Source organism: Ramlibacter monticola (genome assembly GCF_016722785.1).
GTDB lineage: Bacteria > Pseudomonadota > Gammaproteobacteria > Burkholderiales > Burkholderiaceae_C > Ramlibacter > Ramlibacter monticola.
Genome location: NZ_JAEQNE010000001.1, coordinates 562,455 through 586,393 on the forward strand (window position 1 = coordinate 562,455; position 23,939 = coordinate 586,393).

General features: G+C 69.3%; 20 protein-coding genes. 10 read left to right on the forward strand and 10 right to left on the reverse strand.

Translation table 11 applies throughout. From position 1 onward, the window contains the following. The first annotated feature begins 2 nt into the window (after positions 1–2). Complete coding sequence (locus JJ685_RS02555) at positions 3–809, forward strand: heme-dependent oxidative N-demethylase subunit alpha family protein (protein ID WP_201672594.1); 807 nt, start codon at positions 3–5, stop codon at positions 807–809. Continuing rightward, positions 806–1,687, forward strand: a complete 882-nt coding sequence (locus JJ685_RS02560) for an AEC family transporter (RefSeq protein ID WP_201672595.1) — start codon at positions 806–808, stop codon at positions 1,685–1,687. Before JJ685_RS02555 ends, JJ685_RS02560 begins: the two co-directional genes overlap by 4 nt. Before the next feature lie 82 nt (positions 1,688–1,769). Here the strand turns inward: JJ685_RS02560 and JJ685_RS02565 are convergent, their stop codons facing one another. Then, positions 1,770–2,492: a hypothetical protein gene (locus JJ685_RS02565; RefSeq protein ID WP_201672596.1), complete on the reverse strand. Its 723-nt coding sequence runs from the start codon at positions 2,490–2,492 to the stop codon at positions 1,770–1,772. Positions 2,493–2,583: 91 nt separating this feature from the next. Here JJ685_RS02565 and JJ685_RS02570 point away from each other — a divergent pair, with 91 nt between their 5' ends. Next, entirely contained in the window at positions 2,584–3,495 is a 912-nt protein-coding gene (locus tag JJ685_RS02570; protein WP_201672597.1) for an LOG family protein, read from the forward strand. Here the strand turns inward: JJ685_RS02570 and JJ685_RS02575 are convergent. The 6 genes from JJ685_RS02575 to JJ685_RS02600 form a co-directional block, all read right to left on the reverse strand. Beyond that, the gene (locus JJ685_RS02575; RefSeq protein WP_201673672.1) at positions 3,473–4,567 is read right to left on the reverse strand and encodes an MFS transporter; all 1,095 of its coding nucleotides are present in this window, start codon (positions 4,565–4,567) and stop codon (positions 3,473–3,475) included. The genes JJ685_RS02570 and JJ685_RS02575 overlap by 23 nt on opposite strands. A 64-nt stretch (positions 4,568–4,631) precedes the next feature. Continuing rightward, positions 4,632–5,963, reverse strand: coding sequence for a DNA recombination protein RmuC (locus JJ685_RS02580; RefSeq protein WP_201672598.1), 1,332 nt, complete (start codon positions 5,961–5,963; stop codon positions 4,632–4,634). Continuing rightward, positions 5,963–6,946 carry a 2-hydroxyacid dehydrogenase gene (locus JJ685_RS02585; RefSeq protein WP_201672599.1) on the reverse strand — a complete coding sequence of 328 codons (984 nt, stop codon included), beginning with the start codon at positions 6,944–6,946 and terminating at the stop codon, positions 5,963–5,965. The genes JJ685_RS02580 and JJ685_RS02585 overlap by 1 nt, the downstream gene beginning before the upstream one ends. Then, positions 6,943–8,214, reverse strand: a complete 1,272-nt coding sequence (locus tag JJ685_RS02590) for an SLC13 family permease (protein WP_201672600.1) — start codon at positions 8,212–8,214, stop codon at positions 6,943–6,945. Before JJ685_RS02590 ends, JJ685_RS02585 begins: the two co-directional genes overlap by 4 nt. Before the next feature lie 140 nt (positions 8,215–8,354). Next, positions 8,355–8,792 carry an acyl-CoA thioesterase gene (locus tag JJ685_RS02595; RefSeq protein WP_201672601.1) on the reverse strand — a complete coding sequence of 146 codons (438 nt, stop codon included), beginning with the start codon at positions 8,790–8,792 and terminating at the stop codon, positions 8,355–8,357. After that, the gene (locus JJ685_RS02600; protein ID WP_201672602.1) at positions 8,789–9,706 is read right to left on the reverse strand and encodes a histone deacetylase family protein; all 918 of its coding nucleotides are present in this window, start codon (positions 9,704–9,706) and stop codon (positions 8,789–8,791) included. Before JJ685_RS02600 ends, JJ685_RS02595 begins: the two co-directional genes overlap by 4 nt. Positions 9,707–9,900: 194 nt before the next feature. On the opposite strand from JJ685_RS02600, the gene JJ685_RS02605 reads away from it, so the two are divergent. Continuing rightward, positions 9,901–10,449, forward strand: a complete 549-nt coding sequence (locus JJ685_RS02605; protein WP_201672603.1) for a phasin family protein — start codon at positions 9,901–9,903, stop codon at positions 10,447–10,449. Positions 10,450–10,771: 322 nt separating this feature from the next. Here JJ685_RS02605 and JJ685_RS02610 read toward each other — a convergent pair whose 3' ends face one another. Beyond that, entirely contained in the window at positions 10,772–11,671 is a 900-nt protein-coding gene (locus JJ685_RS02610) for a patatin-like phospholipase family protein (RefSeq protein WP_330901719.1), read from the reverse strand. 94 nt (positions 11,672–11,765) lie between these two features. Between JJ685_RS02610 and JJ685_RS02615 the strand changes: the two genes are divergently transcribed. From JJ685_RS02615 to ggt, 3 genes are all read left to right on the forward strand, one after another. After that, positions 11,766–12,806, forward strand: a complete 1,041-nt coding sequence (locus JJ685_RS02615; RefSeq protein ID WP_201672605.1) for an extracellular solute-binding protein — start codon at positions 11,766–11,768, stop codon at positions 12,804–12,806. Positions 12,807–12,928: 122 nt separating this feature from the next. Continuing rightward, entirely contained in the window at positions 12,929–13,687 is a 759-nt protein-coding gene (locus tag JJ685_RS02620) for a 3-hydroxyacyl-CoA dehydrogenase (protein WP_201672606.1), read from the forward strand. Positions 13,688–13,725: 38 nt separating this feature from the next. Further along, on the forward strand, positions 13,726–15,510 hold the full coding sequence (gene ggt / locus JJ685_RS02625; protein ID WP_201672607.1) for a gamma-glutamyltransferase: 1,785 nt from the start codon (positions 13,726–13,728) through the stop codon (positions 15,508–15,510). 39 nt (positions 15,511–15,549) lie between these two features. Here the strand turns inward: ggt and JJ685_RS02630 are convergent, their stop codons facing one another. Continuing rightward, the gene (locus JJ685_RS02630) at positions 15,550–16,452 is read right to left on the reverse strand and encodes a YihY/virulence factor BrkB family protein (RefSeq protein ID WP_201672608.1); all 903 of its coding nucleotides are present in this window, start codon (positions 16,450–16,452) and stop codon (positions 15,550–15,552) included. Positions 16,453–16,561: 109 nt separating this feature from the next. On the opposite strand from JJ685_RS02630, the gene JJ685_RS02635 reads away from it, so the two are divergent. Then, complete coding sequence (locus JJ685_RS02635) at positions 16,562–17,539, forward strand: tripartite tricarboxylate transporter substrate binding protein (protein ID WP_201672609.1); 978 nt, start codon at positions 16,562–16,564, stop codon at positions 17,537–17,539. 52 nt (positions 17,540–17,591) lie between these two features. Here the strand turns inward: JJ685_RS02635 and JJ685_RS02640 are convergent, their stop codons facing one another. Next, positions 17,592–19,238: an acyl-CoA synthetase gene (locus tag JJ685_RS02640; protein WP_201672610.1), complete on the reverse strand. Its 1,647-nt coding sequence runs from the start codon at positions 19,236–19,238 to the stop codon at positions 17,592–17,594. Positions 19,239–19,321: 83 nt separating this feature from the next. Between JJ685_RS02640 and dnaG the strand changes: the two genes are divergently transcribed. Together dnaG and rpoD are read left to right on the forward strand one after the other, a co-directional pair. Beyond that, positions 19,322–21,181 (forward strand): DNA primase, encoded by a 1,860-nt coding sequence (gene dnaG, locus JJ685_RS02645; protein WP_201672611.1) that lies wholly within the window; start codon positions 19,322–19,324, stop codon positions 21,179–21,181. A 247-nt stretch (positions 21,182–21,428) separates the two neighbouring features. Further along, positions 21,429–23,816: an RNA polymerase sigma factor RpoD gene (gene rpoD / locus JJ685_RS02650; RefSeq protein WP_201672612.1), complete on the forward strand. Its 2,388-nt coding sequence runs from the start codon at positions 21,429–21,431 to the stop codon at positions 23,814–23,816. Positions 23,817–23,939: the final 123 nt, after the last annotated feature.

Genomic DNA, 23,939 nt, shown 5'->3' on the forward strand with positions numbered 1-23,939 from the left:
TTTTGCTGGTCCCCATGGATTTCGAGCTCTCCCGCATCGCCGTGCCCTTCCGCATGCAGCCGGGGCTGCAGCGGCTGGAGGCGGGCGCGCGCCAGCTCACGCCGCTGGCGGCGGGCTCGCGCCTGTGGCGGGAAAAGAAGCAGGTGCTCGACGCGGGCGCGAGCCGGCTGGGGGTGCCGGGCTTCGATGAGGAGCCGGTGCTGCGCGCCATCCGCGCGCAGGCCGGGCGCGAGGGATTGCCGGCCGAGGGTCCCATCGAGCTCGCCTTCGAGGAGGACTTTGCCGTCCTCGACCGGGCGACGGGAACCCTGCCCTGGCTGTGCGTTTGCGTGCCTTCGCACTGGGCGCCCGAGGACAAGCTGGGACTGCCCTTCGGCAGCGTCCATGCCCCGGTCGCCGACAACCAGGCCCTGCTCGCGGCCGCGCACCAGCTGGTGCAGCTGGTCACCTCCGGCGAGCGCTTCGAGCGCCACGTCTGGACCCTCACGCCCAGCGGCCGCTTCGACCAGCACCCGCGGCGCCACCCGCGTACGCCCTGGCCCGCCACCGCGGATCCGGAGGCCTTCGCGCGCCAGTGCTTCCTGCGCGCGGAGCGCCAGACCTTCTTCGCCGTCGATGGAGTGCAGGGCCAGGCAGTGTTCACGATCCGCGTGAGGCTGCGGCCCCTCGCCGAGGCGGTGGCGACGCGCGCGGACGCCCGCCGGCTGCATGACGCCCTCGCCTCCATGAGCGAGGCCGTGCTCGCCTACAAGAACCTCGCGCCGGCGCGCGAGCGCCTGCTGGCCTGGCTCGCGGAGCGGGAACGATGACGGAGCTGCTCGCGCGCATCGCGCAGGTGATCGTCCCGGTCTTCCTCGTGGTCGCCATCGGCTACGTGTACGCGCGCCGGCAGAAGCCGGACATGCGCGAGTTCAACCGCATGGTGCTGGACGTGCTCAGCCCCCTGCTGGTCTACACGGCACTGGCCGGCAAGGAGTTCCAGCTGCGCGACCACCTGCCGCTGCTGGCGGGCGGGGCCCTGCTGATCGTCGCCACCGGCGCCGCGGCGTGGCTGGTCGCGCGGGCCGCACGCACGCAGGTCCGCACCCTGGTGCCGGTGGTGATGTTCACCAACTGCGGCAACATGGGGCTGCCGCTCGCCCTGCTGGCTTTCGGGCCGCAGGGCTTCGGCGCCGCGGTGGCGCTGTTCTCCATCAGCAACCTGCTGCACTTCTCGCTCGGTTCGCGCATCACCAGCAGCGCGGCGACCACGCGCGAACTGCTCCTCAGCCCGCTGATGATCTCCAGCGCCCTCGGCTTCGCCAGCGCGATGACCGGGGTGCGGCCGCCGGACATGCTCTTCACCGGCATGAAGCTGCTGGGCGACGCCATGGTGCCGCTGATGCTGTTCGCGCTGGGCGTGCGGCTGACGCAGCTGCGCCGCAGGGACGTGCCGCGCGGGCTGCTCGGCGCGTTCGCGCGTCCCCTGGTCGGCCTCGCCCTCGCCGTGCCGCTGGCGTGGGCGCTCGGGCTCGAGGGCATGGCGCGGGCCCAGCTGATCCTGTTCGGCGCGCTGCCGCCGGCGGTGATGCAGTACCTGCTGGCCGAACGCTACGAGCAGGAGCCGGAGCGCGTCGCCGCGATGATCCTGCTGGGGAACGCGCTCGCGGTGGTGTTCGTGCCCCTCGGGCTCGCGCTGGCGCTCTGAGGCGCGCGCGGTGCAGCCCCTCAGGGCGGCTGCGAAGGAAGGCCGGCCATGATCGGCCAGGCCCTCACGGTGCGCTCCAGGCTCAGGCGCGCTGCATCCAGACCCAGGCCAGCGCCGCGAACATGGCGAGCACGCCGCCTGCGAGGGCCGACCAGCGCATCTTCCTGCCCTTGCGCCGCGCGGAGGGGCTCGCCCCCGCCAGCGGTTCGCTGCCCGGCCAGGGCACCGTGTGCGGAAGGCTCTCGGCCAGCTCGCACGCCGCTTGCGGCGTGTGCAAGTCGAGGCGCAGGCGCTGCAGACCCTCACCCGAAGGCGGACGCACCCCCAGTTCCACGATGCTGCCTTGCAGGCGGGCATGGATGATGTCCTGCAGCGGGAACTTGACCCGGTCCTCCTTCCAGCCCTGGCGGTCGCGGAAGCGCCCCGCAAGCCGCAGGACCCTGGTCTGCACCCGGACTTCGACCTCGCCCTTGAAGGCCGGCACGGCGTAGCCGCGGCCGGCGACCTCCAGCAGGTCCGCCGCGTGCGTGGCCTGGATCACGGAGTAGCTGCTGATGCGCACGCCCTGCGCCGAGGCGGCGGGCTCCGGCGATGGAGGTTCGGGTTCGGGTTCGGGTTCGGGCGGCGGCGAGGCGGGAAGCGTGCCCCGCAGCAGTTCGGCCACCGTCAGGCGGGCCCCGTCGGTGCACTCCAGGACGTGCGTGCTCGTCAGCGTCTTGCGCACGCGCATGCCGACGATGGTCCGGCGGTCGTACGGGCCGAGGCGGCGGCCCTCGAGCACCACGTGGTAAAGAGTCTCTTCCAACCGACGGTCCTTGTCGTCTTGGCGCAAGGATAGCGCCAGCCCGGCCGTACGGCGTCCCCGCGCGGCCGGGATGCCGCCACAATGAGCGCTTATGTCTTCGACCCGCAACATTCACGACCGGCGCCTGGCCGATGCCTGGGCCACCCTCAAGGCCCATTCCGACGAAGGACTGCCGCTGGACCCGGACGCCAACCGGCTCGCCTTCGCCGATCCGGAGTTCCTGCTGCGGCGGGACACCCGGGGCATCCGCATCCAGCTGGAACTGCTGAAACCGGACCTGGAACAGGCGGAGAACGGCATCGAGAACACGATCGTGGTGTTCGGCAGTGCCCGCTTCCGCGACCCGGAGACGGCCAACGCCCTGGCGCAGCAGGCGGCCGCTGCCGGGGTGGTGACGCAGCAGCCCAAGGCGGACGCCGGCGGCGAGACCGGCCCCAGCCCGATCGACGCGCGCCGCGCGCAGGCGCTCGCCCGCAACGCCCACTACTACGAGAAGGCGCGCGCCTTCGGCCGCATCGTCGCCGAGTACAGCGCCGGCAAGGAAGCACGCGACAAGCTGTTCGTGTGCACCGGCGGCGGCCCGGGCATCATGGAGGCCGCCAACCGCGGCGCGCACGAGGCCGGCGGCACCAGCGTGGGCCTGTCCATCGCCCTGCCCATGGAGGAGGCGGCCAACAAGTACGTGACGCCGGCCCTGTCCTTCAAGTTCCACTACTTCGCGCTGCGCAAGATGCACTTCATGATGCGCGCGAAGGCCCTGGTCGCCTTCCCGGGCGGCTTCGGCACGCTCGACGAACTGTTCGAGGTGATCACGCTGGTGCAGACGCGCAAGGCGCGCCAGGTGCCGATCGTGCTGTTCGGGTCCGACTACTGGAAGCGGCTGATCAACTTCGACATGCTGGTCGACGAAGGCGTGATCTCGGCGGCCGACCTCGACCTGTTCCAGTTCGCCGACGACCCCGAGACGGCCTGGGAGATCATCAAGACGTTCTATCGCCTCTGAGGCCCAGCGCCACGCGCGTGCCGGCCGCCAGGGTGGCGGCGACCGTCCAGAACACGGCGGCCACCCCCACCACGGTGCCGGCCGCGCCGAACAGCAGCGGCATCGCCACGCTGGAGGCGTTGATCACCATGAAGCGCATGCCCACCGCCTCGCCGTGGCGGTGCCCCGGCGTGACCTGGTGCAGCAGGCTCATGACCATCGGCTGCACCATGCCCAGCGCGAGCCCCAGCAGCGCGGAGCAGATCCCCATCGCCAGGGCCGCGTGCACCAGGGGGTACACGGCGTAGATCAGCGCGGTGGCCACCATCGCGGCCACGATCAGGACCCATTCGTGCACCTTCGCGGCCAGCACGGGCAGGACGATGCGCACCAGCGCCGCCGCCACCGCGAAGCCGCCCAGGATGGTGCCGATCACCGAGGCGGACAGCCCGCGCTCGTGCCCCAGCACCGGCACCACGAAGGTGTGCACGTCCCAGGCCGCGGACAGGAACCAGTTCACCAGCATCAGTCGGCGGAACATGGGCTCGCGCCAGAGGTCCCAGGCGCGGCCGGGGCGCGCCGCGTGGACGCCTTCCGGCGGCGGCAGTTCGGTCGCGAGCCGGACGAAGGCCCAGGTGACCAGCGGCAGCAGCGCGATCATGAAGAAGGCCGCACGGAAGCTCGCGTGGTCGATCACCAGGCCGGCGGCGAAGGGGCCCAGGAAGTTGGAGAAGGCGGGGCCGATCGCCAGCCAGGAGAAGGCCTGCTTGCGCTGCCCCGGCGTGTGGGCGGCCCGTCCAACGTGGCGCTGCAGCGCGATCACCGCGCTGCCGGTGGCGCCGCCGGTCAGCAGCGCGCTGAGGCACAGCACCGGGTAGATCGGAAAGGCGAAGGCCAGGGCCCCGCCCAGGCAGGCCGCGCCCACGCTCCACGCCACCGGGCGCTTGAGGCCATGGCGGTCGGCGTAGCGGCCGGCCGGCAGGGCCAGAAAGACCTGCGTGAGCGCATAGAGCGCCAGCAGCACGCCCACCGCGGCCTCGCTGTAGCCCTCGCGCAGCGCGAGCAGCGGCGAGGCCATCCGCATGCCCGCCATGGTGGCGTGCAGGAACACGTGGCCCGTGATCAGCCGGGCGAGTTCGCGCCCGGTGATGCCCTCGTCAGCTGTCTTCGTCACCGCCCTCTTCGCCCAGCGGCAGCAGGGCCTGGGCCTGCGCTTCCGGCAGCGCCTCCACCACCTTCAGCGCACGCCGCATCTGCCGGGTTCGGGTGTCCGCCTTGTCCAGCGTGTCGGCCGCCTTCTGCACCTGTTCCTTGATCCGCGCCACCCATTCGCCGTAGCGCTCGAATTCGGTCTTCACCGCGCCCAGGACCTTCCAGACCTCCGAGGCCTGCTGCTCCAGCGCCAGCGTGCGGAAGCCCATGTGCAGGCTGTTCAGCATCGCCAGCAGCGTGGTCGGGCCGGCGAGGGTGACGCGGTAGTCGCGCTGGATCTTGTCCATGAGCCCCGGGCGGCGCAGCACCTCGGCGTAGAGGCTCTCGATCGGCAGGAACAGGATCGCGAAATCGGTGGTTTCGGGCGGGCACAGGTAGTTCTCGCAGATCGCGCGCGCCTCCTCGCGGACGCGCACTTCCAGCGCGCGGCCGGCGCTTTCGATGCCGGCGGGGTCGGCGCGGTCCTGCGCCTCCAGCAGGCGCTCGTAGTCCTCGCGCGGGAACTTGGCGTCGATCGGCAGCCAGACCGGCGCGCCTTCGGCCGTGCGGCCGGGGAAGCGCACCGCGAAGTCCACCCGCTGGTTGCTGCGCGGCCGGGTCTCGACCTGCTTGCCGTACTGCTCGGGGGTCAGCACCTGCTCCAGCAGCGCCTCGAGCTGCACCTCGCCGAACATGCCGCGCGTCTTGACGTTGGTCAGCACGCGCTGCAGGTCGCCCACGCCCTGCGCCAGCGTCTGCATCTGGCCCAGCCCGTGGTGCACCTGCTCCAGGCGCTCGGCCACCTGGCGGAAGCTTTCGCCAAGGCGCGCCTCCAGCGTGGACTGCAGCTTCTCGTCGACCGTCCTGCGCATCTCGTCCAGCTTGGCCGCGTTGGTCTGCTGCAGGGCGGCGAGCTGCTGCTCGAGGGTCTGGCGCACTTCGGCGAGGCGACGCACGTTCGATTCGCTCAGGGCGCCCAGCTGGCTCGCCAGGGTGTCGTTGAGCGTCTTCTGCAGCAGCGCCAGCTGCTGGGCGAAGGCGTCGATCTGCGTGTTCTGGGTGCGCGTGGCCTCCCCGCCCTGCCGCACCAGCGCCTCCTGGAAGGTGGCCAGGGTCTGCAGCAGTTCGCCGCGTGTGCCGCGCGCGGTCTCGCTGATCTCGCGCCGAAGTTCGCGTTCCAGCCGCTCGCTGGCGGCCAGCAGTTCGGCCCGCCCCGTGTCGGGCGGCCGGCGCAGCAGGAGGACGAGCAGCAGGATGACGCTGGCGAACGCCAGCGCCACCAGGATCCAGAGTTCCACTAGGCCAGCACTTCCGCGTTCAGCGGCGTGACCGGCTTGCCGTGCACCAGGAAGCCGATCAGGTTGTCGGCGGCGAGGTCCGCCATGGCGCGCCGCGTCGGCACGGTGGCGCTGGCGATGTGCGGCGTGAGGACCACGTTGGGGACGGTCAGCAGGTCCGGGTGCACCTTGGGCTCGCCCTCGTAAACGTCCAGGCCCGCGGCCGCGATGCGCTTCTCGCGCAGGGCCTGCGCCAGCGCCGCGTCGTCGACGATGCCGCCGCGCGCCACGTTGACCAGCGTCGCCGTCGGCTTCATTTGCGCGAGCTCCGCCGCGCCGATCGCATGGTGCGATTCGGCGGAGTACGGCAGCACCAGCACCAGGTGGTCCGCTGTCTTGAGCAGTTCTTCCTTGCCCACGTAGCGGGCCTTGCAGGCGGCTTCCAGCTCGGACGCCAGGCGCGAGCGGTTGTGGTAGATCACGTTCATGCCGAAGCCGTGGGCCCCGCGCCTGGCGATGCCCTGGCCGATGCGGCCCATGCCCAGGATGCCCAGCGTGCTGCCGTGCACGTCGGCGCCGGCGAACATGTCGTAGCTCCATTGGGTCCACCGGCCGGCGCGCAGGTAATGCTCGCTCTCGGCCATGCGGCGGGCCGTGGCCATCAGCAGGGCGAAGCCGAAATCGGCGGTGGTCTCGGTCAGCACGTCCGGCGTGTTGGTGGCCAGCACCTTGCGCGCCGTCATCGCCGGCACGTCGAAGTTGTTGAAGCCCACGGCCATGTTGGCGCAGATCTTCAGCTGCGGGCACGCCGCCAGGACTTCGGCATCGATGCGCTCGCTGCCGGTGGTGAAGGCGCCGGCCTTGTCCTTCAGGCGCGCGAGCAGTTCCTGCCTGGTGAAGACGGTGTCGGCCTGGTTGGTTTCGAGCTCGAAATGCTGTTCGAGCTTCTGCAGGGTTTCCGGGAACACGGCCCGGGCGACGAGGATGCGGGGTTGGGTGCTCATGGTTTGGCGGGCAGGGTCTGGACGGGAGCGGGCGATTCCACCGACGGCGCGGACGGCTTGCCGGCATGCCCATCGGGGTCCCAGCCGACGACCGCCATCAGCACGGCGTAGCCGAGAACATAACCGACGGCGACGTGCCAGCCGCCGCGCAGCCAGGAGAGCACGGAGCGGCCCTGGGGGTACATGTTGCACAGGGCCACGCCGGCGGAGGAGCCGAACCAGATCATGGAGCCGCCGAAGCCCACCGCGTAGGCGAGGAAGCCCCAGTCGTAGCCGCCCTGGCGCAGCGCCAGGGCCGTGAGCGGGATGTTGTCGAACACCGCGCTCACGAAGCCCAGGCCGAAGGCGGTGCTCCACGAGGCCGCCGGCAGCGCCTTCACCGGCATCATGGCGGCGCACATGACGAGCGACAGCAGGAAGATGCTGCCGCGCAGCGCGCCGGGCAGCAGGCTCCAGGTGGGACGGCGCAGGGGCACGGTGAGCAGCAGCGCGACCCACACGGCGAGGCCGATCATGGGCCAGTCGGTGAGCAGCTGCGGATTCCTCAGGTTCAGGAAGATGTTGGTGGCGATCGCCAGCGCGAGCATGAACACGACGACGCCGAGGCGGCCGTAGTCGAGCCGCACCTCGCCGGGGTTGTCCTTCATGATCGGCTGGAAGGCCTGCTGCTGCCGGGCGGCGATGACGCCGAAGAACAGCACGGCGACGGACGCGCCGGCATAGGCCTCGAACACCTGGCCGGGCCGCACGCCGGCGATCCACATCATCGTGGTGGTGGTGTCGCCGACCACGCTGCCGGCGCCGCCGGCGTTGCTCGCGGCCACGATCGCGGCCAGGAATCCGATGTGCACCCGGCCCTTGTACAGCACGTGGGCCATCGCGCCGCCGATCATCGCCGCGGCGATGTTGTCCAGGAAGCTGGAGATCACCGCGATCATCACCAGCAGCACGAAACCACCCTTCCAGTCGTCCGGCAGGAACCGCGGCAGCAGGTCGGTGGCGTGGCTGCGCTCGAAGTGGTCCGCCAGCAGCGCGAACCCGAGGAGAAGGCCCAGCAGGTTGCCCAGCGTCACCCATTCATGGTGCAGCAGTTGGGTGAGGCCGGCCACGCCGGGCGTGCCGTTGAAGTCGCCGAACAGGATCTTGTAGACCGCGATGGCGACCATGCCCCAGAACGCCACGCGCAGGGTGTGGTGGTGGAACACCGCGACGCCCAGCAGGACGAGCGCGAAGAGGATGAAGTCCAGGGGAATGCCAGCCACGGTCACGAATGCGTCTCCAGTTTTCTTGTTCGGGCGAAGGGGCGATTATCACGGGAGCCCGGCCGTATGCGCCCCCGGGAAAGCGTCGGCGCGGGAGTACGGCGGCTGGCCTGCGCCCTACCCTTGCAGGAAGCTGAACGACCCGATCAGCGCAACGCGTCCAGCACTTCCCGCAGGCGTCGCGGCAGCGCCGTCGGCCGGCGCGTGTCGCGGTCCACGTACACGTGCACGAAATGGCCCTTGGCCACGGTGAGCGGCTCGCCGGCGAGGAACAGGCCGACCTCGTAGCGCACGCTGGAACTGCCGATGTGCGCGACCCGCAGCCCCCCTTCCACCACCTGCGGGAATGCGACCGGCGCGAAGTAGTTGCACTGCGTCTCGATCACCAGGCCGATCGTCTCGCCGCGGTGGATGTCGAGCGCGCCCTGCTCGATCAGGTGTGCGTTCACGACCGTGTCGAACCAGCTGTAGTAGACGACGTTGTTGACGTGGCCATAGGCGTCGTTGTCCATCCAGCGGGTGCCGATGGTGCGGAAGGCCTTGTAGGCAGCACGTCCCTCGGGCTGCGGCTTGGCGGTGCTCATCGCGCGCGATTGTGCCAGCGGCGGGCATAGGCCAGCGCCGCGGAGAAGGTGTTGACCTGCGCCTGCACCGTGTCCTCGATGCGGTGACCGTAGCCGCCCGCCATGGCGAAGGCGAGCGGCACGCCGCGCTGCCAGGCCCAGTCGAACACGCGGCGGTCGCGCGCCTCCAGACCGTCCCAGGTGAGCTTGAGCCGTCCGAGGCGATCGCCCTCGTGCGGGTCGGCGCCGGCGAGGTAGATCACGAGGTCCGGGTCGAAGCGGTGGGCGAGCTCGTCGAGCGCGACATCCAGCGCGTGCAGGTAGGCCTCGTCGCCGGTGCCGTCCGGCAGGTCCACGTCGAGATCCCCCGGTTCCTTGCGGAAGGGGAAGTTCTTCTGGCCGTGCATCGACAGCGTGAAGACGCTGGGGTCGTGGCGGAAGATGTGGGCGGTGCCGTTGCCCTGGTGGACGTCGAGGTCGACGATCGCGACCTTCATCCCGCGCCGCGCCTCGGCCTGCATCAGCCGCGCGGCCACCGCGGCATCGTTGAACACGCAGAAGCCGCCGCCCCGGTCGGGATAGGCGTGGTGCGTGCCCCCGGCGATGTTGGCGGCGATGCCCTCGCGCAAGGCCGTGCGGCAGGCCGCGATGGTGGCGCCGACCGAGCGGCGGGCCCGTTCCGCCATCGCTTCGCTCCAGGGAAAGCCGATTTCGCGCAGGATCCTGGCGTCCACCGAGCCGTCGCTGATCGCCTGGATGTAGTGCGGCGCGTGGACCAGGGCCAGCTGGCCGTCGCTGGCCGGTTCGGCTTGCGCCAGGTGGATTTCCGGCAGCTCCGCCGACAGGCGGTCGCGCAGCAGCCGGTACTTGCCCATGGGAAAACGGTGCCCGGGCGGCAGGGGCAGTACGAACTGGGTCGCATAGTAGGCCTGCATGGCCCCATTGTCCGGGCGCCGTACGGCCGGGCTGGGTGTTAGGGGAGCGTCTCTATTTTGCTGCATCGCAACAAAAAAGCGCTTGCAATGCGCGGAGCGAACCCTATACTTCTTTCCATGCTGCACTGCACCATCGGTGAGACGCAGACGAAGAAGCCCACCTCAACCCCTTTATTGACCCGGAGAATCCATCCATGCTGACCGCTGAGCAACTGCTGGCCGCCCAGAAGGCGAACGTCGAAACCCTGTTCGGCCTGACCACCAAGGCCTTCGAAGGCGTCGAGAAGCTCGTCGAGCTGAACCTCACCGCCTCCCGCGCCGCCCTGGTCGAGGCCGCCGAGACCGCGCAGTCCGTGATGAACGTGAAGGACGCCCAGGAACTGCTGGCCCTGCAAGCCGCCCTGTTCCAGCCCCTGGCCGAGAAGACCGCCGCCTACAGCCGTCACCTGTACGACATCACCTCCTCCACCGGCGCCGAGTTCGGCAAGGCCATGGAAGGCCAGGTCGCCGAAGCCCAGAAGAAGTTCCTGGCCGTGGTCGACAACGCCGCCAAGAACGCCCCCGCTGGCTCCGAGACGGCCGTCGCCGTGTTCAAGAGCGCTGTTGCCGCCGGCAACAACGCCCTGGAGTCGGTGCAGAAGGCCGTGAAGCAGGCCGCCGACGTCGCCGAAGCCAACTTCAACGCCGTGGCCAACACGGCGGTGAACGCCAGCAAGGCCGCCCCCAAGGCCAAGCGCGCCTGAGCATCCTGAATTGAGCATTCCTGACGCCGTTTTTCTGGATCAGGAACTCTACGATTAGGATGACGTCTATCGGACACTGATTGCCCGATAGCGCCCATCCCAAAGGTTGTCTCCTCGGGTCCTTTCGACACCTCACAGGTTCAGGGATCCATTAGCCCCAGTCGCAAGACTGGGGCTTTTTTCATTGCGCCCCCCGGGGCGACGGAGCGCAGCGACGCTCGCCCCAGTCGCAAGACTGGGGCTTTTTTCATTGCGCCCCCCGGGCGACGGAGCGCAGCGACGCTCGCCCCAGTCCCAAGACTGGGGCTTCTTTCATTCCCCCTCAGGGCGCATGCGCCTTCGCTTCCATCGCGGCGCGCAGTTGCGGCAGGGCCGCCTGCATCGCCGCCCGGCCGGCGTCAATCGCCCGGCGCTTGCCGGTGAAGTCGCCGCTGCTCATCCCGCGCAGCGCCGGACGCACGACCACCTCGGCATCCCGCAGCTCCCAGGCGTTGATGCTCTTGCCCATGATCGCGAAGGTCTGCAGCAGGATCTGCACCGTGTCGCCCGAGGGATTGCCTTCGGGCGCGCTGGAGATGTCCACCGCGATCACCAGTTCCGCGCCCATCTGCCGCGCATAGCGCACGGGCACCGGCGAGACCAGGCCGCCGTCCACGTACTCCTGCGCGCCGATCCGGACCGGCAGGAACAGAGCCGGCACGGCGCTCGAGGCGCGCACCGCCGTGCCGGTGTCGCCGCGCCGGAACAGGACGCCCTGCCCCGTGTTCAGGTCGGTCGCCACGATCCCCAGGGGCAGCGGCATGTTTTCGATCAGCCGGTTCGCCACCTGCGTGTTGACGTAGCGGGCCAGGGCCTCGCCGCGCAGCAGCCCGCGGTTGAAGATGGGCAGCGTCCAGTCCGCGAACGCGGCTTCGTCCATGGCCATGGCGGCCGCCTCCAGCTGCCTGCCGTTGCGCCCGCTCGCATAGAGCGCGGCGACCAGGCTGCCCGCCGACGTGCCCACCACCAGGTCGAGCTTGATCCCGGCCTCCTCCAGCACCTCGATGACGCCGACGTGGGCGAAGCCCCGGGCGGCGCCCCCGCCCAGCGCCAGCCCGACCCGCGGCGGCACCTTCTGCACGGCCGGTGCGGGCGCCGGCGCCACAGGGGCCTCCGGCGCCGGCTTGGGGGCGGTCGCGCAACCGGCGAGCGCCGCCACCACCAGGCTCCATTTGAGCCAGATCAAGCTTGTCTTCAATTTAGTGCGAATGATTCGCGTTTGACTTATCATCGGTCCAACAGTAACCCAGGGACGTCCCTCGAAAGGAACAACGATCATGCTCAAGGCCGCAGGCATCGCCACGCTGCTGGTCGCCGCCGCCACCTCGGCGGGCGCGCAGGAACAGGTCCTCAACCTGTACTCGGCGCGCCACTACTCGACGGACGAGGCGCTCTACAACAACTTCACCAAGGCCACGGGCATCAAGATCAACCGCGTCGACGCGGACGATGCCGGTATTCTGGCCCGGCTGAAGGCCGAGGGCGCCGCCTCCCCCGCCGACGTGATCCTGCTGGTCGACGCAGCCCGCCTGCACAAGGGCGAGGTCGACGGCCTGTTCAGGCCGGTCAAGTCCAAGGTCCTGGAAGACTCGATCCCGGCCCAGTACCGCGCCGCGACCACGCCCGAAGGCACGGCCTGGTTCGGTTTCTCCACCCGCGCCCGCGTCGTCGTGTACGACAAGGCCAAGGTGAAGCGCGAGGACGTGGACACCTACGAGGAACTGGCCGACCCGAAGAACAAGGGCAAGGTCTGCCTGCGCTCCGGCTCGCACCCCTACAACCTGTCGCTGTTCGGCGCCGTCACCGAGCACCTCGGCGAGCAGAAGGCCGAAGCCTGGCTGAAGGGCGTCGTCGACAACATGGCCCGCGCGCCCAAGGGCGGCGACACCGACCAGATCAAGGCCGTCGGTTCCGGCGAGTGCCAGATCGCGGTCACCAACACCTACTACATCGCCCGCCTGCTGCGCTCCACCGCGCCGGAAGACAAGGCGCTGATGGACAAGGTCGCCATCGTGTTCCCGAACCAGACGTCCTGGGGCACGCACCTCAACATCGCCGGCGGCGCCGTCGCGAAGAACAGCAAGAACACGGCCGCGGCCGTCAAGTTCCTGGAGTACCTCGCCAGCGCCGAAGCGCAGAACTACTTCGCCAACGGCAACAACGAGTGGCCGACCGCCAAGGGCGTGAAGGTGAACAACCCGGCCCTGACCGCGATGAGCGGCGGCGGCGACTTCAAGACCGAGACCATCCCGCTGGCCGCCGTCGGCGCCAACCAGGTCAAGGTACAGCAGATGCTCGATCGCGTGGGATTCAAGTAACGCGACGACTCCGGTTTCAGCCCCCTATTCAGCCCGCTCCCTCCGCGGGCTTTTTTTTTGGTCCGGACGCCGCCTTCCCTGATAATTTGACGTTTACGTCAACGTCAACACCAGGAGCGCGCATGGAGATCCAGGGCAAGGTATTCATCGTCACGGGGGCCGCGTCCGGCCTCGGCGAAGGCACGGCCCGCATGCTGGCGGCCGCCGGCGGCAAGGTGGTCGTCGCCGACATGCAGGTCGAGAAGGGCGAGGCCGTGGCGCGGGAGATCGGCGGCGCCTTCGTCAAGTGCGACGTCACGCAGGACGCCGACGGCCAGGCCGTGGTGGCCAAGGCCCAGTCCCTGGGCAAGCTGATGGGCCTGGTGAACTGCGCCGGCATCGCGCCGGCCGAACGCACCGTCGGCAAGAACGGCCCGCACAAGTACGAGGTGTTCGCCCGGACCATCATGGTGAACCTGGTGGGCAGCTTCAACATGATCCGCCTCGCCGCCGACGCCATGGCGAAGAACGAGCCCGAGGCCACCGGCGAGCGCGGCTGCCTGATCTCCACCGCCTCGGTCGCGGCCTATGACGGGCAGATCGGCCAGGCCGCCTACAGCGCGTCCAAGGGCGGCGTGGTCGGCATGACCCTGCCGATCGCCCGCGACCTCGCGCGCAGCGGCATCCGCAACATGACGATCGCGCCCGGCATCTTCGGCACGCCGATGCTGTTCGGCATGCCCAAGGAGGTGCAGGACGCGCTCGCGGCCAGCGTGCCCTTCCCTTCGCGCCTGGGAACACCCGAGGACTACGCCAAGCTCGCGAAGCACATCTTCGAGAACGACATGCTCAACGGCGAGGTGATTCGCCTCGACGGCGCGATCCGGCTGGCCCCGAAGTAAGCCCCGCGCCCCGGGGCGCGCAACCCTATAGTGCGCGGATGCGTCGCCCCATCCTTGCCTGGCTGGCCGCGGCCAGCCTGCTGGCCGCCTGCGCCAGCGCGCCGTCCAACTTCACCTATACCGTCCCGCAGCAGCCGGAGGCGGCCTCCGGCCTCACCGCCAAGCCCGGCTGGGCGACCACCCGCTTCGCGGTGGCCGCGGCCAACCCGCTCGCCACCGACGCCGGCTACCAGGTGCTCAAGGCCGGCGGCTCCGCGGTCGATGCCGCGATCGCGGTGCAGATGGTGCTCACGCTCGTCGAGCCTCAGTCCAGCGGCATCGGCGGCGGCACCTTCCTGCTGCACTTCGACGGGCGCGAGGTCGAGGCCTTCGACGGCCGCGAGACGGCGCCCGCCGCCGCCGACGAACGCCTGTTCCTGGGCGCCGACGGCAAGCCGCTGGCCTTTTACGACGCGGTCGTCGGCGGCCGTTCGGTGGGCGTGCCCGGCACGGTGCGCGTGCTGGAGATGGCGCACCGGCAGCACGGCAAGCTGCCCTGGGCCGCGCTGTTCCAGCCCGCCATCGCGCTGGCGGAGAACGGCTTCCGCGTCAGCCCGAGGCTCAACACGATCCTCAAGAGCGACGCCCACCTGGCGAAGGACCCCACGGCCCGCGCCTACTTCTTCCAGCCGGGCGGCGAGCCGGTGGCCGTGGGCAGCACGCTGCGCAACCCGGAGCTGGCCGCTGTGCTGCGCCGCATCGCGAACGAGGGCTCCCGTGCCCTGTACGAAGGCGACATCGCGCAGGCCATCGTCGACAAGGTGCAGCGACACCCCACGAACCCCGGCAAGCTGTCGCTCGCGGACCTGGCGGGCTACCAGCCGAAGAAGCGCGCGCCGATCTGCCACGACTACGGCGCCCGCGGCCGCGACTACCGCATCTGCGGCTTCCCGCCCCCGAGTTCCGGCGCGATCGCGGTGGGCCAGATCCTCGGCGTCCTGGGCCGGACCAACGCGGCCACGCTGCCCCTGGACCAGGGCCTGCCTTCGGCCGACTGGCTGCACCTGTACACCGAGGCGGCCCGGCTCGCTTTCGCCGACCGCGGCCAGTACCTCGGCGATCCCGATTTCGTGCAGCCGCCAGCCGGCAGCTGGACGAGCCTGCTCGACCCGGCCTACCTGGCGGCGCGAGCCCGGCTGATCGGCGGACAGAGCATGAAGACCGCGCAACCGGGCACGCCTGGCCAGAGCACGAGCCGCTATGCGCCCGCGCCGGAGCAGGTCGAACACGGCACCTCGCACATCAGCATCGTGGACGCATTCGGCAACGCGGTCGCGATGACCACCACCATCGAGGACCAGTTCGGCGCGCGGCAGATGGTGCGCGGCTTCCTCCTGAACAACGAGTTGACCGACTTCAGCTTCGCGCCGGCCGATGCGCAAGGCCGCCCGATCGCCAACCGGGTGCAACCGGGCAAGCGGCCGCGCTCCTCGATGGCGCCGACCCTGGTGTTCGACAAGGCCTCGGGGCAGTTGCTGGCGAGCGCCGGCAGCCCCGGCGGCGCGCTGATCATCCACTACACCGCCAAGACCCTCTACGGCATGCTGAACTGGGGCCTGAACGCGCAGCAGGCGATCGACCTGCCGAACTTCGGCTCCACCAACGGCCCCACGCTGCTGGAGCAGCGCCGCTTCGCGCCGTCGGTGGTGCAGGCGCTGCAGGCCCGCGGCCACGAGATCCGCGAGATGGACATGACCAGCGGCCTGCAGGCCATCCAGCGCACGCCCGACGGCTGGTTCGGCGGCGCCGACCCGCGCCGCGAGGGCATCGTGATGGGCGATTAGGAGGCTGGGCGGCAGAGAAACGGGTCTGCGCCCAGGCTGCTAATGGGTGACGGCGGTGGCCTGCTGGGCCGTCGCCGTCTCCTTGCGGTCGATGCGCTCGTACTCGGAGATCACCTGCGCGCCGAACAGCAGCAGCGTGGCCCCGATCTCGAAGGTGAAGAGCACGACGATCGCGGTCGTCAGCGAGCCGTACACCACGTTCACCTGCGACAGGGTGGCGAAGTACCACACCAGCACGCGCCGCGTGATCTCCCACAGCAGCGTCGCCGTCACGCCGCCCACGAGGGCATGGCGCCACCACAGGCGCCCCACCGGCATCACCATGTAGATGGACGTGAGCAGGAAGACCTCGCCCACGACGCCCAGCAGGTACAGCAGCACGCCGGACAGGCCGTACAGCGACCACTCGCGCCCGAGGAAGCTCACGCGGTCCTCGCTCATCGCCTGGATGCTGCCGGCCACCAGGGTGACCACCAGCAGGCCGAACGCCAGCGACAGGATGTAGCAATAGGGCAGCAGCACGGAGACCAGGCGGCGACGCTTCTTGATCGCGAAGCGGTGCAGGAAGATCACCGCCATCGCCTTCTCCAGCACCGTGAAGGCCAGCGAGCTGAAGAACAGCATGGTCCCGAACAGCAGCCAGCCGATCACCTCGCGGTGCTCGACGAAGTTGTCCAGTTCCTGCACGACGGCCCGCGACTGGCCGGGCATCAGCCACTCCAGGTAGCGTCCCAGCGTGGAGAGCAGCTCGCGCTGGTCGACGTAGTGCGACAGCGCGATCACCGACAGGATCAGCAGCGGCACCACCGACAGCAGCGCGTAGTAGGCCACGGCGCCCGCCAGCAGCAGGCCCTGGTTGGCCTTGAAGCCCTTGAGCACGCGCCGCAGGAATTCACCCGGGTGGGAGGCCACGTAGGCGGCTGCGGGACTCAACACGCGCATGGCGGTGAGTATGCCGCCCCCGCCCGCCCGGCAGGCGCCGTGTTACAGGGTTTCCCTCATGGGCTGGGGGTGCCGCTGGGCTAGATTGGACCGTTCCAGAGGAGACACGATGCCCAGAACCGATCGCTCGCGGCGGCGCCTGCTGCGAGCCGCCCTCGCCGCTCCTGCCGTCGTCGCGCTGCCGGCGCTGGCACAGGGCTTCCCGGCCCGGCCGATCCGGCTGATCTGCCCCTGGCCCGCCGGCGGCTCCACCGACGCGGTGATGCGCTCGCTGGCCGAAAGCGCCGGCAAGGCGCTGGGCGGCCAGGTCGTCGTGGAGAACAAGGCCGGGGCCAGCGGCATGCTGGGGCCCAACGAGCTGGTCACCGCCAAGCCGGACGGCTACACGCTGTCGCAGCTCACGATCGGCATCGCCCGGCTGCCGCACATGCAGAAGATGCAGTTCGACCCGCTCAAGGACTTCACCTACGTCGCCTGCCTCACCGGCTACACCTTCGGGCTGGTCGTGCGCGCCGACTCGCCGGTGAAGTCCGTGCAGGAACTGGTGGACTGGTGCAAGGCCAATCCGGGCAAGTTCACCTTCGGCTCCCCGGGCAACGGCACGACCCCGCACCTCGCGGTGGAGGAGTTCGCCTTCAAGGCCGGCATCAAGATGCAGCACGTGCCTTTCAAGGGCGTGGCGGAGGGCATGCAGGCGCTGCTGGGCGGCCACATCATGTCGCACAGCGACTCCACCGGCTGGGCCTCGCACGTGGACGCGGGCACCATGCGGCTGCTGGCGACCTACGGCTCGAAGCGGACCCGGCGCTGGCCCAACGTGCCGACGCTGCACGAGCTGGGCTTCGAGACGCTGGCCGACTCGCCTTTCGGCATCGGCGGCCCCAGGGGCATGGACCCGGCGGTCACGCGGCGGCTGCACGACGGCTTCCGCAGGACCCTGGAGGATCCGGCGGTGCTGGCGACCTTCGAGAAGTACGACCAGTCGGTGATCTACATGGGCAGCGCGGACTACGAGAAGTACATCCGCGAGCAGTACGTGAAGGAGAAGGAGATCATCGAGAAGCTGGGACTGGCGATGAAGGCCTGAAGGCACCCACACGCCTGACCTCTCCCGCCAGCGGGAGAGGACGCAGGACTGGTCAGACGTCGATCGCGGTGGCCGAGCCCGCCTTCTTGCGCAGTTCGAACTTCTGGATCTTCCCGGTCGAGGTCTTCGGCAGTTCCCCGAACACCACCGCCCGCGGCACCTTGAAGCCGGCGAGGTGCTTCTTGCAGTGCGCCACCACGTCCTCCGGCGTCAGCTGCGACCCCGGCTTCAGCTCGATGAAGGCGCAGGGCGTCTCGCCCCACTTCGGGTCGGGCTTGGCGACCACCGCCGCGGCCAGCACGTCGGGGTGGCGGTACAGCACGTCCTCCACCTCGATCGAGGAGATGTTCTCGCCGCCGGAAATGATGATGTCCTTGCTGCGGTCCTTGATCTTGATGTAGCCGTCCGGGTACTGCACCGCGAGGTCGCCGGTGTGGTACCAGCCTCCCGCGAACGCTTCCTGCGTCGCCTTCGGGTTCTTCAGGTAGCCCTTCATGGTGATGTTGCCGCGGAACATGATCTCGCCCATGGTCTCGCCGTCCCAGGGCACCGGCGCCAGGGTCTGCGGGTCGAGCACGCGCGCTGCGCGCTGCAGGTGGTAGCGCACGCCCTGGCGGGCGTTCAGGCGGGCGCGCTCGCCGATGTCCAGCCCGTCCCATTCCCCGTGCTTCGCGCAGGCGGTGGCCGGCCCGTACACCTCGGTCAGGCCGTAGACGTGCGTGAGGTCGAACCCCAGCATCTCCATTCCCTCGATCAGCGCGGCCGGCGGCGCGGCGCCGGCCACCATGGCCTTGACGCCCCGCGGCAGCCCCGCCTTCAGCTCCGCCGGCGCGTTCACCAGCAGGCCGTGCACGATGGGCGCGCCGCAGTAGTGCGTGACGCCGTGCTCGCGGATCGCGTCGACCATCGCCTTGGCCTCCACCCGGCGCAGGCAGACGTTGACCCCCGCGCGGGCGGCGATGGTCCAGGGGAAGCACCAGCCGTTGCAGTGGAACATCGGCAGGGTCCAGAGGTACACCGCGTGCTTCGGCAGGTCCCACTCGAGGATGTTGGAGATGGCGTTGATGGTCGCGCCGCGGTGGTGGTAGACCACCCCCTTCGGGTTGCCCGTCGTGCCGCTGGTGTAGTTCAGCGCGATGGCGTCCCACTCGTCGGCCGGGAGCTCCCAGGCGAACTCCGGGTCGCCGCCGGCGAGGAAGTCCTCGTAGGTGGTGCTGCCGATGCGCTGGGCCGCGCCGGTGAACAGCGCATCCTCCACGTCGATGACCAGCAGCGGCTTCGCCTCCTTGCGCAGGGCGATCGCCCTCTGCATCACCAGCGCGAATTCCGGATCGACGATCACCGCCTTCGCCTCGCCGTGTTCCAGCATGAAGGCGATCGCTTCGGGGTCCAGCCGGGTGTTGAGCGTGTTGAGCACCGCGCCCGCCATCGGGATGCCGAAGTGCGCCTCCACCATGGGCGGCGTGTTGGGCAGCATCACGGCCACCGTGTCCCCCTTCCCGAGCCCGGCGCGGCGCAGCGCGCTCGCCAGCCGACGGCAGCGCTCGTAGGTCTGCAGCCAGGTGCGGCGCTGGGCGCCATGGACCACGGCCGTGCGCTGGGGATACACCTCAGCCGCCCGCTCGAGGAAGGACAGCGGCGAAAGGGGCGCGTGGTTGGCCGCGTTGCGCGGCAGGTCCTGGTCGAAAATGCTGGACATGACCTGTCTCCGATCGTTGTGAGGCAAGATTAACGGTTCTGGGACAATCCCCGCAGGTATTCTCCGGATACCTCCCGGTATCCATGGCCATCCCCCAGAACTTCATCCAGGACCTGCTCTCGCGCGCCGACATCGTGGAGATCGTCGGCCGGCACGTCCAGTTGAAGAAGGGCGGGGCCAACTATCTCGGGCTGTGCCCGTTCCACGGCGAGAAGACGCCGTCCTTCACGGTCAGCCCGGCGAAGCAGTTCTATCACTGCTTCGGCTGCGGCAAGCACGGCAATGCGGTCGGCTTCCTGATGGACTACGCCTCGATGAACTTTGTCGAGGCGGTGAAGGACCTGGCTGGCCAGTACGGCATGCAGGTCCCCGAGGACGACCGCTCCCCCGAGGACCGCGCCCGGGCCGCGCAGCAGCGCGAGAAGCAGCAGACGCTGGCCGACGTGCTCGAAAAGGCCGGCGCCGCCTACCGCAAGCACCTGCGCGCCTCGCCGCGCGCCATCGCCTACTTCAAGGGCCGCGGCGTGTCCGGCGAGATCGCCAGGCAGTTCGGCCTGGGCTACGCGCCCGAAGGCTGGCGCACCCTGGCCAGCGTGTTTCCCCAGTACGACGACCCGCTGCTGGCCGAAAGCGGCCTGGTGATCGTCAACGAGGAGGAGGACAAGCGCTACGACCGCTTCCGCGACCGGGTGATGTTCCCGATCCGCAACGTCAAGGGCGAGTGCATCGGCTTCGGCGGCCGGGTGCTGGGCGACGGCACCCCGAAGTACCTGAATTCCCCCGAGACCCCGGTCTTCAGCAAGGGCCGCGAGCTCTATGGCCTGTTCGAGGCCCGCAGCGCGATCCACGAACACGGCTTCGTGCTGGTGACGGAGGGCTACATGGACGTGGTCGCCCTCGCGCAGCTGGGCTTCCCGAACGCCGTGGCCACCCTGGGGACCGCCTGCACGACCGACCACGTGCAGAAACTGTTCCGCTTCACGGACCACGTGGTCTTCAGCTTCGACGGCGACGCGGCCGGCCGGCGGGCGGCGCGCAAGGCGCTGGACGGCGCCCTGCCCTACGCCACCGACACCCGCACCGTGAAGTTCCTGTTCCTGCCGGCGGAGCACGACCCGGACAGCTACATCCGCGAGCACGGCCAGGAGGCCTTCGCCCGCTTCGTGCGCCAGGCGGTCCCCCTGAGCACCTTCCTGCTGGAGGCCGCCGGCGAGGGCTGCGACCTGGCCACGGCGGAAGGCCGCTCGCACATGATCAGCAACGCCGCGCCCCTGTGGAAGCAGTTGCCGGAGGGTGCCCTGAAGCGCCAGCTGCTCGGGGAACTGGCCGACCGCTCCCTGCTCGGGCCGCACGAACTGCTGGAACTCTGGGGCCTGGCCGCCCCGCAGCGAGGCGCACCCGGCGAGCGCCGCCGCCGCGAGCGCCGCGGCGACGCCCCCTACGGCAAGCGCGCCTACGGCACCGGCGCCCGGCAGGCCATCAAGCCGAAGGCCGTCGCGCTGGCCGAACTGGCCGCGCGCATCCTGCTGCGCAACACCGAGATCTGGCACGACCTCACCGACGCCGACCACCACCTCCTGTGCGAGCTGCAGCCGCCCCACGGCGACCTGTTCTCCTGGATCGACACCCGCTTTCACGAGCACGGCGGCGAGCCCTGGGCGGTCCTGCAACTCGCGCTGGAAGGCCAGCCGTTCGCGGACCTGGCCAACCGCCTGGTGGACCTGGACAACATGCAGCCGATCGGCCGGGCCATCGAGGTGCAGGATTTCGGCGAGGGCGAACTGCGCCGGGCCATGGTGGGCATCCACCTGGACGCCGTGGCCGGCGAGATCGAGCAGGCGGCCCGGCTGCCGCAGACGGATCCGTCGCGCACCGAGCGCCTTTACGAGCTCACCCGCCGCCAGCAGGCCCTGTTGCAGCTGAGCCGCGCTCCCACCACTTGAAATTTCCGACTTACGGTATAATGTAGGGTTTGCTAGCGGCAAGAGCGACAGCAGCACCTCCGGACCGGCCGGCCCTCACGTATGACGGGCGCCTTAGCGGGCATCAGGCCAACATACCGCAAGGACTGCACCCCAAATGTTCGCCCACCCATCTTGCCCACCGGACAGGCCGGAATCGGCCTGACTCCACCCGCGCCGGGTTCCGTCGCGCTTTTTCGTGTACCTGCCGTTTTTGTATCGAGGTCCCATGCCCGTTCAAAAGTCCGCGAAGCTGCCAAGTGCTGCGAAACCCGACGAGCGAAAGCCACTCAAACCCTCATCCCCGACCGCCGCCAAGGCCGAGCTGAAGGTCGTCAAGAGCGATCCCAAGCCGGAATCGAAGACCGCATTGAAAGTAGCCCAACCCGTGCCCACCAAGTCGCCCGCCAAGGCCGAAAAGGCCACCGCCAAGGAAGAAACGAAGAAGACCGTGAAGACCGCCGTCGTGGCGGAGGAACCGGCCAAGAAGAAGCCGGGCCGTCCCCCGAAGGCCACGGCCGAGGTCGACACGCCGCCGAAGGCCGCAGCCAAGCGGGGCCGCAAGCCCAAGGCCGCCGCCGCCGCAGAGCCGAAGGCCGCCGCGGTGGAAGACGAGGACCTGGGCGACGTCGAGTCCGAATTCGAGGACAGCGAACCGGCGGCCGTCGAGGAAACGGTCGCGGCGGTGGAGAAGGCGAAGCCGCTGCGCATGAAGATCAGCAAGGCGAAGGAACGCGCCTTGATGAAGGAATTCGGCCTGGACGAGACCGTCCTGACCGAAGAGGAAATGGCCAAGCGCCGCCAGCGCCTCAAGACCCTGATCAAGCTGGGCAAGACGCGCGGCTACCTGACGCACGCCGAGATCTCCGACCACCTGCCGGACAAGCTGGTGGACTCCGAGACGCTGGAAGTGGTCGTCTCGATGCTGAACGACATGGGCGTGGCCGTCTACGAGCAGACGCCCGACGCCGAGACGCTGCTGCTGACGAACACCGGCCCGACCGCCGCGACCGAGGAGGAAGCGGAAGAGGAAGCCGAAGCCGCGCTGTCCACCGTGGACAGCGAATTCGGCCGCACCACCGACCCGGTGCGCATGTACATGCGCGAGATGGGCACGGTGGAACTGCTCACGCGCGAGGGCGAGATCGAGATCGCCAAGCGCATCGAGGCCGGCCTGATGGCGATGATGGAAGCCATCTCCGCCTCGCCCGCGACCATCGCCGAAATCCTGCGCATGGCTGCCGATATCCGCGAAGGCAAGATCGTCATCTCCAGCATCGTCGACGGCTTCTCCAACCCGAACGAAGCCGACGACTACGTCGCCGAGGAAGACTTCGACGAGTTCGACGCCGATGACGACGACGACGGCTCCGGCGGCTCCAAGGCGCTGACCAAGAAGCTGGAAGAACTGAAGGCCGCCGCGCTGGAGAAGTTCGACCGCATCGCCGACTACTTCGAGAAGGTCCACAAGGCCTACGACAAGGAAGGCTGGGGCTCGTCCGCCTACCAGAAGGCCCAGCACGCGCTGTCCGACGAGCTGATGACGATCCGCTTCACGGCGAAGACCATCGAGAAGCTGTGCGACATGGTCCGCGCCCAGGTCGACGACGTGCGCAAGAAGGAGCGCGAGCTGCGCCGCATCATCGTGGACAAGTGCGGCATGCCGCAGGAAACCTTCATCAAGGAATTCCCGCCCAACTTGCTGAACCGGCACTGGGTCGAGAAGCAGGCCACCGCGGGCAGGAACTGGAGCGCGGTGATCCAGCGCAACATCCCGGCCATCCAGGAGCTGCAACAGAAGCTGATCGACCTGCAGGCGCAGGTGGTGGTGCCGCTGACCGAGCTGAAGGAGATCAACCGCCGCATGAACGAGGGCGAGGCCTCGTCGCGCGAAGCGAAGAAGGAGATGATCGAGGCCAACCTGCGCCTCGTGATCTCGATCGCCAAGAAGTACACCAACCGCGGCCTGCAGTTCCTGGACCTGATCCAGGAAGGCAACATCGGCCTGATGAAGGCGGTGGACAAGTTCGAATACCGCCGCGGCTACAAGTTCTCGACCTACGCCACCTGGTGGATCCGGCAGGCCATCACGCGCTCGATCGCGGACCAGGCCCGCACGATCCGCATCCCGGTGCACATGATCGAGACCATCAACAAGATGAACCGCATCAGCCGCCAGCACCTGCAGGAGTTCGGCTTCGAGCCCGATGCGTCCATCCTGGCCGCCAAGATGGAGATCCCGGAAGACAAGATCCGCAAGATCATGAAGATCGCCAAGGAGCCGATCTCCATGGAGACGCCGATCGGCGACGACGACGATTCGCACCTGGGCGATTTCATCGAGGACACCGGCAACACCGCGCCGATCGAAGCCGCCATGCAGGCCGGCCTGCGGGACGTGGTGAAGGACATCCTCGACTCCCTGACCCCGCGCGAAGCCAAGGTGCTGCGCATGCGCTTCGGCATCGAGATGAGCACGGACCACACGCTGGAGGAAGTCGGCAAGCAGTTCGACGTCACCCGCGAGCGGATCCGCCAGATCGAGGCCAAGGCCCTGCGCAAGCTGAAGCACCCGAGCCGCAGCGACAAGCTGCGCAGCTTCATCGACACGCTCTGACGTCATCCCCGCGCAGGCGGGAATCCAGAGCTTTCGGAGAGCGGCCTGCGGGCCGCTTTTTCTTTGGTACTTCGCCGATTTGCGGGGTGAAATCGCGTTCGGCGGAGAGCGCGCTGTGGTTCG

Excerpts from the sequence above, each read along its gene's own strand:
- JJ685_RS02560 (WP_201672595.1), top strand. The coding sequence starts at position 806 with ATGACGGAGCTGCTCGCGCGCATCGCGCAGGTGATCGTCCCGGTCTTC.
- JJ685_RS02570 (WP_201672597.1), top strand. The coding sequence starts at position 2,584 with ATGTCTTCGACCCGCAACATTCACGACCGGCGCCTGGCCGATGCCTGG.
- JJ685_RS02575 (WP_201673672.1), bottom strand. The coding sequence starts at position 4,567 with ATGGCGGGCATGCGGATGGCCTCGCCGCTGCTCGCGCTGCGCGAGGGC.
- JJ685_RS02585 (WP_201672599.1), bottom strand. The coding sequence starts at position 6,946 with ATGAGCACCCAACCCCGCATCCTCGTCGCCCGGGCCGTGTTCCCGGAA.
- JJ685_RS02595 (WP_201672601.1), bottom strand. The coding sequence starts at position 8,792 with ATGAGCACCGCCAAGCCGCAGCCCGAGGGACGTGCTGCCTACAAGGCC.
- JJ685_RS02600 (WP_201672602.1), bottom strand. The coding sequence starts at position 9,706 with ATGCAGGCCTACTATGCGACCCAGTTCGTACTGCCCCTGCCGCCCGGG.
- JJ685_RS02605 (WP_201672603.1), top strand. The coding sequence starts at position 9,901 with ATGCTGACCGCTGAGCAACTGCTGGCCGCCCAGAAGGCGAACGTCGAA.
- JJ685_RS02615 (WP_201672605.1), top strand. The coding sequence starts at position 11,766 with ATGCTCAAGGCCGCAGGCATCGCCACGCTGCTGGTCGCCGCCGCCACC.
- JJ685_RS02620 (WP_201672606.1), top strand. The coding sequence starts at position 12,929 with ATGGAGATCCAGGGCAAGGTATTCATCGTCACGGGGGCCGCGTCCGGC.
- ggt (WP_201672607.1), top strand. The coding sequence starts at position 13,726 with ATGCGTCGCCCCATCCTTGCCTGGCTGGCCGCGGCCAGCCTGCTGGCC.
- JJ685_RS02630 (WP_201672608.1), bottom strand. The coding sequence starts at position 16,452 with ATGCGCGTGTTGAGTCCCGCAGCCGCCTACGTGGCCTCCCACCCGGGT.
- JJ685_RS02635 (WP_201672609.1), top strand. The coding sequence starts at position 16,562 with ATGCCCAGAACCGATCGCTCGCGGCGGCGCCTGCTGCGAGCCGCCCTC.
- JJ685_RS02640 (WP_201672610.1), bottom strand. The coding sequence starts at position 19,238 with ATGTCCAGCATTTTCGACCAGGACCTGCCGCGCAACGCGGCCAACCAC.
- dnaG (WP_201672611.1), top strand. The coding sequence starts at position 19,322 with ATGGCCATCCCCCAGAACTTCATCCAGGACCTGCTCTCGCGCGCCGAC.
- rpoD (WP_201672612.1), top strand. The coding sequence starts at position 21,429 with ATGCCCGTTCAAAAGTCCGCGAAGCTGCCAAGTGCTGCGAAACCCGAC.